Annotated in this window: 12 protein-coding genes; 4 read left to right on the top strand and 8 right to left on the bottom strand. The window is 33.1% G+C overall.

Features of this window, described 5'->3' with window-relative positions; all coding sequences use genetic code 11:
- Positions 1 to 2: 2 nt before the first annotated feature.
- The 4 genes from gldF (at position 3) to dnaN (ending at position 4146) form a co-directional block, all read left to right on the top strand.
- On the top strand, positions 3 to 731 hold the full coding sequence (gene gldF / locus Q0876_RS11210; RefSeq protein ID WP_299227867.1) for a gliding motility-associated ABC transporter permease subunit GldF: 729 nt from the start codon (positions 3 to 5) through the stop codon (positions 729 to 731).
- Positions 728 to 1222, top strand: a complete 495-nt coding sequence (locus Q0876_RS11205; RefSeq protein ID WP_299227864.1) for a hypothetical protein — start codon at positions 728 to 730, stop codon at positions 1220 to 1222. The genes gldF and Q0876_RS11205 overlap by 4 nt, the downstream gene beginning before the upstream one ends.
- A complete protein-coding gene (gene gldG, locus Q0876_RS11200) occupies positions 1209 to 2888 on the top strand; it encodes a gliding motility-associated ABC transporter substrate-binding protein GldG (protein WP_299227861.1) in 1680 nt (559 codons plus the stop codon). Before Q0876_RS11205 ends, gldG begins: the two co-directional genes overlap by 14 nt.
- A gap of 139 nt (positions 2889 to 3027) precedes the next feature.
- Entirely contained in the window at positions 3028 to 4146 is a 1119-nt protein-coding gene (gene dnaN, locus Q0876_RS11195) for a DNA polymerase III subunit beta (protein WP_299227858.1), read from the top strand.
- A gap of 75 nt (positions 4147 to 4221) precedes the next feature.
- Here the strand turns inward: dnaN and Q0876_RS11190 are convergent, their stop codons facing one another.
- From Q0876_RS11190 to Q0876_RS11155, 8 genes are all read right to left on the bottom strand, one after another.
- Positions 4222 to 4560, bottom strand: a complete 339-nt coding sequence (locus Q0876_RS11190) for a DUF4870 domain-containing protein (protein WP_299227855.1) — start codon at positions 4558 to 4560, stop codon at positions 4222 to 4224.
- Positions 4561 to 4633: 73 nt separating this feature from the next.
- The gene (locus tag Q0876_RS11185; protein WP_299227852.1) at positions 4634 to 6934 is read right to left on the bottom strand and encodes a PQQ-dependent sugar dehydrogenase; all 2301 of its coding nucleotides are present in this window, start codon (positions 6932 to 6934) and stop codon (positions 4634 to 4636) included.
- Positions 6935 to 7070: 136 nt separating this feature from the next.
- Positions 7071 to 7874 (bottom strand): sulfite exporter TauE/SafE family protein, encoded by an 804-nt coding sequence (locus Q0876_RS11180; RefSeq protein WP_299227849.1) that lies wholly within the window; start codon positions 7872 to 7874, stop codon positions 7071 to 7073.
- A gap of 54 nt (positions 7875 to 7928) precedes the next feature.
- The gene (gene pdeM, locus Q0876_RS11175) at positions 7929 to 8576 is read right to left on the bottom strand and encodes a ligase-associated DNA damage response endonuclease PdeM (RefSeq protein ID WP_299227846.1); all 648 of its coding nucleotides are present in this window, start codon (positions 8574 to 8576) and stop codon (positions 7929 to 7931) included.
- Positions 8576 to 11035 carry a ligase-associated DNA damage response DEXH box helicase gene (locus tag Q0876_RS11170; RefSeq protein WP_299227843.1) on the bottom strand — a complete coding sequence of 820 codons (2460 nt, stop codon included), beginning with the start codon at positions 11033 to 11035 and terminating at the stop codon, positions 8576 to 8578. Before Q0876_RS11170 ends, pdeM begins: the two co-directional genes overlap by 1 nt.
- Complete coding sequence (locus Q0876_RS11165) at positions 11032 to 12624, bottom strand: ATP-dependent DNA ligase (RefSeq protein ID WP_299227840.1); 1593 nt, start codon at positions 12622 to 12624, stop codon at positions 11032 to 11034. The genes Q0876_RS11170 and Q0876_RS11165 overlap by 4 nt, the downstream gene beginning before the upstream one ends.
- Positions 12621 to 13643, bottom strand: coding sequence for a ligase-associated DNA damage response exonuclease (locus tag Q0876_RS11160; protein ID WP_299227837.1), 1023 nt, complete (start codon positions 13641 to 13643; stop codon positions 12621 to 12623). The genes Q0876_RS11165 and Q0876_RS11160 overlap by 4 nt, the downstream gene beginning before the upstream one ends.
- 49 nt (positions 13644 to 13692) lie before the next feature.
- Positions 13693 to 14709: a LacI family DNA-binding transcriptional regulator gene (locus Q0876_RS11155; RefSeq protein ID WP_299227835.1), complete on the bottom strand. Its 1017-nt coding sequence runs from the start codon at positions 14707 to 14709 to the stop codon at positions 13693 to 13695.

Raw genomic sequence — 14709 nt, 5'->3', positions numbered from 1 at the left:
TAATGCTAGCAATTCTAAAAAAAGAAATCAATACGTTCTTCGCCTCACCGATTGGCTATCTGGTTATTGCAATTTTCTTGGTATTAAACGGCCTTTTCTTATGGCTCTTTAAAGGAAGTTTTAATATTCTAAATAATGGGTTTGCAGATTTATCATCTTTCTTTCTATTAGCACCATGGATTCTTATTTTTTTAGTGCCAGCTGTTACTATGCGAAGTTTTGCAGATGAAAAAAAGCAAGGCACACTAGAGTTGTTACTCACAAAACCCATCAGTCATTTAAATATAATACTCGGTAAATATTTAGGTGCTTTAATTTTAATACTCATTGCATTGTTACCCACGCTGCTTTATGTGTATACAATTTCAAAATTAGGATATCCAGAAGGTAATTTAGATATGGGAAGTGTTATGGGTTCTTATTTTGGACTTTTATTCCTTGTCGCAGCTTATACTGCTATTGGTGTATTCTCATCGAGTATAACAGATAATCAAATTGTTGCGTTTATCACTGCTGTTTTTATTTGCTTTATTTTTTATTTTGGATTTGAAGGCCTATCAAATTACAATCTTTTTGGTGACATGTTTCGTATTGAAAAACTCGGTATGGAATCTCATTTTAAAAGTATGAGTCGAGGTGTCTTAGACACCAGAGATATTATTTATTTTTTGAGTGTCACAACACTGTTCATTATGCTTACTAAACTGAACATAAAACATGCTAGTCAATGATAATCAACACACCATTGGTCATATTAATGTGCATCGTTTTTATATTGGTTTTTCTATTTGTTAAAACCATAGATAAGCGTAAATGGTTAACTATTTTAGTAAGTTTATTAATTACGCCCATTGTGTATTTCTATGCTGCTTACCCAATGATAAATATATTTACAAATTACCATCACCAAAAACATTTTGTTTCAGAAACCTGGAAAGAAAAACCTACATTACGATATGAACTATCTGATGACATGATACAATCAAAAGCTTTAATAGGGAAGTCAAAAGTTGAAGTAGAAGCACTTTTAGGTGCTTATGAATGGTTAACTTGGAACGATAGTAAAAAAAATCACGATACAAACAAATGGAATTATAGCTTAGGTATTGAACCTGGCGCATTCAATACAAATAAAGAATGCATAGAAATTGTGTTTAAAGACGATTATGCTGTTGCTATAAATCCTTACAAAGAAGCAATAAAATTTGATGATAAAGAATAAAGCAAATAGTATTGTTATTGCAGTTACATTATTAATAATCATTGTTATTAATGTAATCTCTAGCCATGTATATAAACGGTTTGACTTAACTGAAGATAAGCGTTATACCTTATCAGAAGAAGCATTTAAAACTGTTGAAAGTGTTGATTCGCCAATAATAATTGATGTATTCCTAGAAGGTGATTTCCCTTCAGAATTTAGGCGTCTTCGCAATGAAACCCAACAACTCCTCGAAGAGTTTTCTGTATATAATGATCAAATCAAATTTGACTTTATAAATCCTCTAGCTGAAGAAAAAACCAGAAATCAAAACCTTCAACAACTATCTCAGCGAGGCCTGCAACCTTTTCAAATCAATATAAAAGAAGATGGAAAGACATCTCAAGAGCTAATTATCCCATGGGCTTTAGCAAGCTACAATGAACAAACCGTTATCATTCCTTTGATTAAAAATAAAATCGGAGCTACAGATCAAGAATTGGTTAATAGTTCTATTCAAAATTTAGAGTATGCTTTTGCTGAAGCCTTTAAAAAACTCGTTATGCCTAAACAAAAGAAAATAGCTGTATTAAAAGGAAACGGACAATTAGATGATATTTATATAGCTGATTTACTAAAAAAGCTTAGTGAGCATTATTTTTTAGCACCTTTCACCTTAGACAGCGTATCTAATAACCCTTTAAAAACCTTAAAGGATATTTCTGAATATGATTTAATAATCTCAGCAAAACCAAGTGTGGTATTTACTGAAGAAGAAAAATATGTACTCGATCAGTACACAATGAATGGCGGTAAAAGCTTATGGCTAACTGAAAGTATTGTGATGGATCGCGATAGTTTGCTTAATAATTCAGGTCAAGCAGTTGCCATCATGAAAGATTTGAATTTAAATGATTTCTTTTTTAAGTATGGTGTACGTATCAACCCAGTTATCGTGAATGATCTATACTCTGCTCCTATCCCGTTAGCTATTGGAGAAGGAAATAACACTCAATTCCAGCCTGTGCAATGGCCTTATTCACCTTTGGCCGCAAGTAACCCTAATCATCCTATTACAACCAATCTAGATCCTGTAAAATTCGATTTTGCTAGCCAAATAGATACTTTAAAAAACAAAAGTAATGTCAAAAAAACAGTCTTACTTCGCAGTTCACAACTCACAAAGTTAGAAGGTATTCCTCGAGAAATCAATTTAGATATTGTTACCAAACAACCTAATCCAGAAACCTACACCCAACCCAATCAAACACTCGCTGTGTTACTTGAAGGAGAATTTATTTCAGTTTACGACAAAAGAGTTAAGCCCCTTAAAATAAATAATGATAAAACTAGAAGCTCACCTACTAAAATGATTATCATAGCAGATGGTGATGTGATTAAAAATGAAGTTATACGTAACAAACCACAAGAATTAGGGTTTGAGTTCTTAACAAAACGAAAGTTTGGTAATAAAGAATTTCTTGAAAATGCTGTCAACTACCTTCTCAATGATGATAGACTTATAAACATTAGAACAAAGGAAGTCAAATTAGCATTTCTAGATTCAGAAAAAATTAAAAATCAAAAATTAAAATGGCAAATCATTAATATAGCTTTACCACTTGTTGTATTAGGGTTTTTCGGATTTGCTTTCAACTTATTTAGGAGAAAAAGATATTCAAAATAGTATAAAAACGAACTTAAAAAAACGCTTTTTATTTGTTAGATGTTGTTAATAAGTTTGTTTTATAAAACAATCCCTTTAAGATATATTTGTATAGACCTTTTATGGTGAAAAATCAAAAGAAAAACAATCATACACACATATGAAATTTATAGTATCAAGTACATATTTACTAAAGCAATTACAAGTATTAGGTGGTGTAATTAATAATTCAAACACATTACCAATTTTAGATAATTTTTTATTTGAGTTAAACAACTCAAAACTTACGGTGTCTGCAAGTGACCTAGAAACGACCATGTCTTCAACCCTCGATGTTGAAAGCGATAATGATGGAAGTATTGCTCTACCTGCACGACTATTATTAGATACTTTAAAAACATTTCCTGAGCAGCCATTAACGTTTGTAGTTGAAGACAACCATACTGTTGAGATTAGCTCAAACCATGGTAAATATGCATTAGCCTATGCAGATGGAAATGAATTTCCTAAAGCTGTAGAATTAGACAACCCAAGTACAACTAACATCACTGGTGATATTTTAGCAACTGCAATTAGCAAAACAATTTTTGCTGCAGGTAACGATGATTTGCGACCAGTAATGAGTGGTGTATTTTTTCAATTTTCTTCGGAAGGATTGACGTTTGTAGCTACTGATGCACACAAATTAGTAAAATATACACGTGAAGACGTGAAAGCTGATCAGGTTGCGGAATTTATAATGCCAAAGAAACCATTGAATCTTTTGAAAGGTATCTTGGCAACTAGTGAAGACGCTATTACCATTCAATATAATGATTCTAATGCAAAGTTCATATTTGAAAATTCAGTTTTAGTTTGTCGGTTAATTGATGGCAAATATCCAAATTATGAGGCTGTTATTCCAAAAGAAAATCCGAATAAATTAACTATCGATAGAATGCAATTTTTAAACTCTGTTCGTCGTGTAAGTATTTTTTCAAACAAGACCACACATCAAATTAGATTAAAGATTGCTGGAGCCGAACTGAATATTTCTGCTGAAGATATAGATTATTCTAACAAAGCTGAAGAGCGTTTGACTTGTGATTATCAAGGAGACGATATGCAAATAGGTTTCAATTCTCGCTTCCTAACAGAAATGCTAAATAACCTTAATGCAGATGAAGTCCAGCTTGAAATGAGTTTACCCAATAGAGCAGGTATTTTAACGCCTATTGATGGCTTAGATGAAGGTGAACAAGTAACGATGTTAGTTATGCCAGTAATGTTGAATAATTAATGAATTAAATACTATTATAACTTAAAAACGCTCACTTAATAAGTGAGCGTTTTTGTTTATCTCTATATAAAATAACTAACTAATAAAATTAAGAGATAAAGGATATTTTGGAGCTTCGCCATGGCTAGCTTTAATAGCATTAACTATTGGATATATAAATGAAATCAAACAAAGTAGTAATAAGCCAATAACGCCGAGACCTAAAGCAAAAATTAAAGGAATACATATTAAGCTATAAATGAACATACTTAGTTGAAAATTCACAATACGTTTGCCTTGCTCATCCATTTTATAAACATTTTCCTTTTGAGTGATCCAAATAATTAACGGAACTATAAATCCGCCAAACCCAGTAATAAAAGTTAATAACTGGCTTAGATGCGTCAAAACTATAAGTTGATTATCTTGTCTCATGTTGATGATTATTTTTTGATTGTACGTTTATTTGTATGACGCTGAAAAACATAAAACGTTACAATTAAATAGTTTATTTTACAACAAGTTTTTTTATAACATTGTAATCCTCAGAAATTATTTCAGTTAGGTATAAGCCAGAATCCAACTCCAATAACAGTTGTTGATTATTATATATATCGCCATTGAAGATTAATTTTCCTGATATACTATAAATATTAATATGAGCTGCATTTTTTATACCTGAAAAAGTTAACACATTTGAAGTTGGGTTAGGATACATCACTATAGTAGATATTTCACTTTCAGGAATACCTAAAGTATCTTCAATTGTAAATGTAGCCATTTTAAGGTCTACATTACCACAGTCATCTGTAAGTGAAAAAGTTACTTCTAATGTTTCTGGACAAGAAATCGTAAATGGCGCATCATGATTTACTACCGCTATACTACAGTCATCATCACCAGAAAAACTAGTTAGCCATGCGTCAAATTCGGTTTGGTTGTTTGAAGAACACATCACAGTTACATTACTAGGTATAACATTCCAAATCGGGTTTGTGGTATCTTCTACTGTAAATGTTGCGTCTTTAGTAATTTCATTGCCACATTCGTCAGATAAGGTAAACGTAACTGTTTCAAAACCTGTGTTTGCACAAAGATCGCTAAGACCTGTTCCATTATGTAAAAGTGCAGCATTGCCACAAGATACAGATCCCGAAAAACTATTGATCCAATTATCATATGCTGTTTGAATATCTAAACTTCCACTACACTCTACTGTCATATCTGTTGGTTCAGTTGTCCAAGTAGGACCAACAAACGAAATTCTGTATAGAGTACCATTAAAAATATTTACATAATAGATAAAACCATCCAATGGGTTTTGCATCATATGCACAATACCCTCACCAAAATTTATAGGTGCTAACTCTGAAATATCACTAATCCAGTTCTGCGAGCCATCAGTTAGTGTAGCTATATTAATCCAATTTCTAACGTAATCTGTAAATATATATTTGCCATTCATGCTGCTCCCTAGAGCATCACCTGTGATATAAACACCTGCAATGGCTGTATTACCTCTAAATTGTGTTCCAGTAGTTGGTGATCCAGATACTCCTACTCTTGGGTTTGTTGGTATTGTACCATCAAACCAAGGCACTCTGGCTTCATTAGATCCACCATGTCTCCAAGCCACTTCTGGTCTATCATGAATAAAGCGTCTTAAGGCTGGTGCCACATTATCATCTACAAATGAAGTGGGTTGAGGACAATTATCAACAAATGGCACATTACCCTCATCAGGATTAGTTGTTCCGCTATTATAATAGCCATTGTGTATGGTTAATCCTTCATAAAGAGGCCAGCCACCATTTAATCCAGCTTTATCAAAAATATGCAGGTCTTCCCATGTTGCCCAACCTACATCAGCAACATGAATAATTCCAGGGTTACCATCGGTTGGATCAGTACTTCCACTATTAGGTTGAATCGACATTCTAAATGGATGTCGAAGCCCAAGTGCCCAAACTCTTGACTTTGCAGATCTTGGATTAGACATTTCGTAATACGGATTTGATGCAACACCATCTCCTGTATCTGGATCTAAGCGTAAGACCTTACCACAAAGTGATGTAATCATCTGACTTCTAAATGCTCCAACATTTTCTTCAGGTCTCATAATTCCATCATCAATAGCTTGTTGATAATACGTTTCTCCTGCACTTCCAACATCTACAGATGAATAACTTGCATTGTCACCTGTTGAAACTAAAAGTGTCCCATCTGTTGCAAAAAGCACTGTGCCTCCAGCATGAGATTGATGTGTTAAAGGAACACCTGTAGAAACGGACTCACCCAAAAGAACTGTTCTTGAAGCATAGTTAGTGGTTAATGGACTGCTCCCTATATTTAATTGATAACGTGTTAATCTACTAATTGAAGCTTCAAAATAGTCATTATCATTTGGATCATAATCTGATGTGCCGAAATCCATAAGATGCTCTCTATCAACCATATAATACATATAAACTAATCCGTTAGTTTCAAAATCAGGATCGAGACAAAAACTAGCAAAACCGAAATCTCTCCAATCACCAACTTCATCAGAAATATCTAAAACTGGCGTTACTTGCTTAACATATGTTGAGCCATTCCAATTAGATACATACACATGACCTTGTTTTTCCCATACAAACATTTTAGTCCCATCTTCATTGAAGACAACACCCATAATTGTATTATATCCTGATTGTACTTCTGTAGCCTCATATCCCATAGGAAGCTGAGCATGAGTATTATTTATAAAGCACAGAAAAACACCAATAATTAATGGCATCCTAATTTTGAAGAAATGTTTATAGCAAAACATAATATAATTTTTTAGTCGTGAGGGTGTAAAATTTTGCTATTAACCTTGTAACACCTTTAAAGATAGGACATAAATCACAACTGGAATTACAAAAATCGTTAAATGTAGAAAAAATGCCTTTGAAAAGAGTGAAGCTCTAAGAAGAGAGTTCTTTTATAATTATGAAAATGCCCATAATTAAAACAAACCACCCAAATCCTTTTTTCAGTTTCTTACCATCAATAAAGTTTGAAAGATATGTCCCTACAAAAATTCCTACTACTGAAATGCTTGTGAAAAATAAAAGGAAAGACCAATCTATTTGTAAATTCTGTACATCGCCAATAAAACCAATTAATGATTTTACCGCAATAATAAGCAATGAGGTTGCTACGGCTTTTTTCATTGGTAATTTGGCTAATAAGACCAAAGCAGGGATAATAAGAAAGCCGCCTCCTGCACCAACGATTCCAGTTAAAACGCCAACAAGTAAACCTTCAAGAGTGATTAACGGATAATTATATTTTATTATTCTAGACTCTTGCAGTTGTTGTTGTTTTTGCTTTTTGATCATTGACACTGCAGCCAAAACCATTATAATCGCAAAAAAAATCATAATAGCGATATTTTTAGTAAGTGTAAAATCACTTAAAATCAATATATCTGAAGGTATAGCAGGAACTAGGTATTTGCGAGTTAAATAAACTGCAATGAATGCTGGAATAGAAAAAACAATAGCTGTCTTAAAATCAACTAAGCCTTTTTTGATATTTTGAAAAGCGCCAAAAGCAGAAGAGATGCCTACAACAAAAAGTGAATATGCCGTTGCAGTTACAGGATTCACAAACATTAAATACACTAAAATCGGAACAGTTAAAATTGAGCCTCCGCCTCCAATTAATCCCAAAACGACACCTATTAAAAGTGCTCCAAAGTATCCTAATATTTGAGAGATTTCCATCAACACAAAACTAAACATTAATTTGAGAAGACATATTACAAAGCTAGAATTAGATTAAAATTGAAAAAAAGAAGTTTCTGTAAAAGCATAGCAAATACTTGTCTCATTATTTTCTGAAATTGCTAATCCAGTAAATTCACTAAAAGCTGGTAATATTAACTGAGAATTTGATACTTTGAAACAGGGCAACTTAATCCTAGGTCGTCCTTTACTTTTGATAATAATCCCAGGATGAATGTGGCCAGAAATTAAAAATTCATTCGAAACTTTTTTAGGCTCATGGATAAATTTGAAAGGGTAAACATTCAAATAGTCGTTATAATGTATAATATTTAATTTATTATAAAACTCCGACTTCAATCGATCATGATTACCTTTGATCAAAATAATGATCAGGTCACTGTATTTTGATCTCCAATCTTTGAATAAACCCAAATCTGAATTTTCTTCAGCGTGAAATAAATCGCCAACAATAATTATTTTTTTTGTGTTATAATGATCTACCAAAAACGAAAGCCGCTCAAGATCTTTATTCTGAACATTTGAAGAGATAGGAATGCCATGTTTTCTAAAGTGTGCTGTTTTTCCGATATGCAAGTCGGAAGCAATAAGCACATTTTCATTTGGCCAAAAAATGGCACGTAAATTATTCAAAATTAAATCTTCTCCTTCTAAACTAATATGTTTTTCTACGTAATTCATTATTGATTTGTTTTGTACACTTCAGCTTGAATACGTTGAATTCGCTTATCTAATTTTTCACTAGATAGAGATTGCCTTAAGCTATCAACTTTAATTGGAAAACTTAAAGGTGTAAATGCATTAGACTCTTTTATAATCAACTTACTCAAGTTAATTCTTTCAAAAGCTTCTTTGAGTCTTACTTCTTCTAATTGTTGGTCAAAAACTTCTGTGTAAGCTTGACGCAATAAAAGGTTATTAGGTTCATTGTCTTCTAAAACTCTAAATATTAGCCCAGACGATGATTGCAAACTCTTATTGTTTTTATTTGTTCCAGGAGTAGATTGTACAACAAGACCAGATATTACTGCAATATCTCTAAACTTTCGTGATGCCATCTCTGCAGCATTAATACTAGCTATCACATCACTCATTAGATTTTCCTTGCTTAGAGTCTCTTTAATGTTAGTATTGTTAATAGGAATTTCTTGATCACTTAATAACTCAAAGCCATAATCGTTCATAGCGATAGTAAAAGTTAACGGTTTTATTTTACTGATACGATAGGCAATTAACGCTGAAATCACTTCATGTACTAATCGACCTTCAAACGGATACATAAATACATGAAAACCATCTTTTGTATTGATTTTTTCTACTAAAAATTCATTTACTTTAGGAATATGAGAATCTTTATTTTGTCTAGAAATCAATGGATGTAGAAACCGCAGTTCGCGCTCTCTTATCCCTGGGCTTAAAGCATCACTAAGTTTCTTTCTTAAAAAGTGACTCATGTAAGATGTTAAAGGTAATCTTCCTCCCATCCAACTTGGTGTAATAGCTTTTTTTGATTTGCTAATTTTTACGTAGGCAGTCATATCTTTAATGTGAATCAATTCTAATACACGACCAGCAAGCACAAAACTATCGTTAGGCTTTAATTTTGAAATAAAGAATTCTTCGATCATTCCTATATAACCACCAGACATAAATTTAACTCGCAGCATAGCATCACTAACAATAGTGCCAATATTCATGCGATGCAACATACTAATTCGTCTACTTTTTACTCTATAGATGTCGTTATGATCTTTAAAAACTTTGTGAAATTCTTCGTATGATTTTAGAGTATTCCCACCTTGAGTTATAAACTGAATTGCCCAAGCAAATTCCTCATCGGTTAACATATTAAATGCATGGGTCTGCCTAAGTAGTTTTAACAATTCGTTAGATTTAAATCCTTCTCCTACTGCCAAAGTGACCATGAATTGTACCATAACATCATAAGTAAGCACCATTGGTTGTCGTGCTTCTACACGATGCAATTTTACAGCTTCTTTAAGTGCAGAGGCCTCAACCAACTCTAATGAGTGCGTAGGCACTATATAAATCTTAGAAACCTCATAAGGCGAATGACCACTTCTACCAGCGCGTTGCATAAATCTAGAAATTCCTTTAGCTGAACCGATTTGTATAACACAATCTACAGGCTTAAAATCGACACCTAAATCTAATGAAGATGTACAGACAACAGCCTTTAAATTGCCATCAGCTATACTATCTTCAATCCAATTGCGCAGTTTTTTATCTATAGAGCCATGATGAATTGCTAATAAACCTGCTAAATCTGGGTCAGCCTCAAGGATGATCTGATACCACAATTCTGACTGACCTCGTGTATTAGTAAAAATAAGAGTCGTATTATTCTCGTGAATAATTGGAAGTATTTTTGACACCATATTTTTACCTAGGTGCCCTGCCCATGGCAAAACTTCAACTTTATCAGGCAATACTGGAATGACTTTTATCTTTTTCGTTTCTTTAGCCTTTATTATTATCGTTTTTAATTTTGGATATGGTATTAAGACTTTAGATGCTTGATCAAGATTACCTATCGTAGCAGTAATGCCCCAAACTCTTGCTTTTTGAGAAATGCGAAGTAAATGTGCTACAGCTAGCTCTACAAGCACACCTCTTTTATTTCCTATTAGTTCATGCCATTCATCAATAGCTATACAGGCCAAAGATTTGAACCATCTAGAATTGTTTTTTTGTGAAAACAACACATGTAATGTTTCTGGTGTAATGATCAATACATCTGGCATTGAACGTTCTTGTTGACGACGAATAAGTTGTGACGTATCTCCATTTCTAACTGCTATTTCCCAATCTAATCCAATGCGTTCAATAGCTTCTGCCATTGCTTTCGCTAAATCTTTAGCTAAAGACCTTAAAGGACTTACCCATAATAACTTGAGTCCCTTTTTATATTTCTTTGGATGATTCAAGTAATCAATTACTACAGCCAAGAAAACCGAGAATGTCTTTCCGAAGCCAGTTGGTGCTATTACCATACCACTGTAACCATTATGGAATTTTGACCAAGTTTGCATCTGAAACTTAAATGGAACATTACCTTCAGAGTTCATCCATTGTTCTATGACTTTATAACCTTCAGAATTTAAAAATGTCTTGCTCAATTTGGTGAATATATTAATTGTTTGACACTTTCTATAGTATCTATCTCTTCAACCGGTTTATCTTTTCTCCATCTGGAAATTCTTGGAAAACGCAATGCAACTCCCGATTTATGACGTTTACTCAAAGCAATACCCTCAAAAGCAATTTCAAATACAAGTTCTGGCTTTACCGTTCGTACTGGACCAAATTTTTCAATAGCATTTTTTTTAACAAAACGACTCACTTCAAGGATCTCTTCATTAGTTAAACCAGAATACGCTTTAGCAACTGTAACCAACCCGTCATCTTTTTTAACTGCAAATGTGTAGTCTGTATAATGAGCACTTCGTCTTCCGCTGCCTTTTTGCGCATAGATCAAAACAGCATCAATAGTTAGTGGATCTACTTTCCATTTCCACCAGTCGCCTTTTTTACGACCTGTATGATATGGTGAGTTTTTCTGCTTGAGCATTAGCCCTTCGCTATCTTTCAGTCTAGCATTATCTCGAAGAGGCGATAATTCTTTCCATGTATTAACTTTAATTGTTTCAGATATCGAAAGCACTTTATTATCTTTTTGAGCTGAAAACAATTGTTCTAACAAATCTCTTCTGTAAGATAATGCTTGCTCACGTACATCTTTATTATTCCACTCTATTAGATCATACGCATAGAACCCAATAGGAACCTCTTCTAATACTTTTTTTGTGATGTTTTTTCGGTTTAAACGTTTCTGTAAATCGTTAAATAATAGTATGCTATTTTCTTTCAACGCCAAAATTTCTCCATCAATCACAAAATCACCTTCTAATTTACTAACGGCAGTTACAAGTTCTGGGAATTGTGTTGTAACAAGCTCTTCGCCTCTAGACCAAATGAATATTTCAGAGTTGCGCTTTACTATTTGACCTCGTATGCCATCCCATTTGTATTCTATTTGCCAGTCATTAATGTCTCCTAACTCATCCAATTCCTTTTCCAAAGCGTAAGCTAAGCAAAACGGATAGGGCTTTGAGTTATCATAGTTGATATGTTCGCCTCTTAAGAGTTGACTAAATGAAATTTCATTGATGTTCCAATTTCCAATAATGCTATGCATCAATTGATTGGCTTCAATGTTAGAATATTTAGCCAATGCATTAACTAAAGTCTTTTTTGAGACACCTATTCTAAAGCTTCCTCCGATTAGCTTGTTAAATATTAAGCGTTCTTGTGTATCTAACCCTGACCATGCATTTTTGATGAACTGCATTTTTTCTTCATCTGATTTAGTTCTTACAGCAATAATATCTTCCATCCATTTGCTAAAGGACTTATCTATCTTATGTGTTGGTTTTGGTAATAGTAAAGCAATCGTCTCTCCTAAATCACCAACTGTGCTATAACTCTCTAAAAACAACCATTCTGGAATATTGGAGATTTCTATACACCATTGTTTCATTAGTGATGTTTTGACGGGACGCCTTGGTCGTTTTCCAGTAAAAATTGCTATTAGCCATAATTTATCTTTATCTATTGCTGAAGAAAAATAAGAAACCAAAGCCGCTATCTTATCGTTAGTTTTATTGGTTATTTCGATATCACTGATAAGTTTAGAAAAATGCTTCATGATACTGGTTCCGTTTTAGTTTTTACTACAGTTTCATCTTCATCAGTGCCATATTCGGTTTTTACTTCTTCAGAGTAAATTCCTATTTCATTTAAATATTTAGAAAATGCAGCTTGAGAACCATGTGTTACATAAACTTTTTCTGCTTCAGTTGCTTTTACAGCAGTAAGTAAACCATTCCAATCAGCATGATCGCTTACAGCAAATCCTGCGTCAACAGATTGCCATCTTCGGTTGCCTCTAATTTGCATCCAACCTGAACAAATTGCTGTTGCTGCATTTGGTATACGCTTAATCATATTTGAACCCAACAATGCAGGTGGTACAATTACAATTTTATTTTGAATATCTTTTTTGTTTGAATTTACAGTCCATAGTTTAGTTTTGGGAAGACTAATCCCAGACGTATTTACAGCTTGATTTATATTATGGATTGCACTGTGTACATAAATATCACTTAAGCCTTCCATCAACTTCATAATGCGCTGTGCTTTACCTAAAGAATAGCCAAGAAATACACTTGTTCGATTTTTTGATTGGTTATTTAATACCCAATCGTGCATTTGTTGTTGTAATTGCTCTTCTTCTAACCAATTGTATATAGGAAGTCCGAATGTACTTTCAGTAATAAATTCGTGACATTTTATTGGTTCAAAAGGTGTGGTAAGTAAATCGTTTTTGACTTTATAATCTCCAGAGAACACAACTACATATCCTTTATATTCTAGTCGTACTTGGGCAGATCCAATTATGTGTCCAGCTGGAAAAAAACTCACTTGTACACCATTGATCACTTTTTGTCTGTTATACGGAAGGCTTTCTATAGTGATATCTGATCCTATACGATGTTTAAGTATTGCTTTAGAATCATCATGACATAGGTAGTGTTTCATTCCCCATTTGGCATGATCTGCGTGACCATGAGAAATGACAGCATAATCCACAGGAAACCAAGGGTCTAAATAAAATTTACCAGGAATACAGTATATACCTTTTTTTGTGAATTTGACTAATTTCAATAGCTATAGAGTTTTCTATAAAGATAACTCATTTTGAAAAGCTCTCAAACTACTTTACGATCTTCGTTGTTTCTCTTAAAATCAAATTCGTCTTTATAGTTGTAATAACTTTGTTATCAGGAGAATTATTAGATAATCTGTTAACTAAGAGTTGTACTGCTTCCTTTCCTATGTCTAATGTATGCTGAGAAATAGTTGATAATTTAGGATCTGTAAATTGAAGTACATTTTCATCAGAAAATCCTATGATAGACAATTGCTCAGGAATATTATAATTGAGTTTTAATGCCTTTTGTAGTGCCACAACACCAGAGGTATTATCTACTGAAATAATTCCGTCAACTGAATTATAAGTTTTGAAAAGATATGCCACACGTTCTTCAATCGACTCCCCTTTTTCTATATTGATTATTACTGGCTTATTATTATACTCAAAATGCTCTTCTAGAGCTTTTAGGTAACCACTAGTTCTTAATTTTCCAACACTTAAACCATCGATATCGCTTATTAGAACAATGTGTTTTCTACCTTCTAATAACAAATGTTTTGTAGCTTCATAAGCTGCACCAAAATCGTCAATAATTACTTTGTCGCAATCTAAATCATCTGAAACTCTATCAAATAAGACAATAGGGATATTTTGTTGCAAAATTGCATTTATATGGTCTGTCTGTTGCTTTAATTGAGTTTCTTCAGCAATAGACATAATAAATCCATCTACGCTACCATTGGATAATAATTGAAGACTGTTTGCCTCTTTCAAATTTTGTTCGTTAGACACACAAGTAATAATACTATAGCCTTGCTTTGAAGCCTGTTTTTCTATCGCATATAATGCTTTAGCAAAAAAATGATTAAGTATGTTTGGAATAATCACTCCAATAGTATTGGTTTTACTATTTTTTAAACTAATAGCGACCTTATTGGGTTTGTAGTTTAAGTACTTAGCTAAAGCTTTTACACGTTCTATCGTATCTGGACTTATTTCCTCACTATCGTGCAATGCCTTTGATACAGTAGATACTGATACATTTAATTGTTCTGCTAAATGTTTTAGTGTCACCAT

This window comes from uncultured Psychroserpens sp., assembly GCF_947503375.1.
Lineage (GTDB): Bacteria > Bacteroidota > Bacteroidia > Flavobacteriales > Flavobacteriaceae > Psychroserpens.
This window is presented reverse-complemented; position numbering and strand designations above follow the sequence as displayed.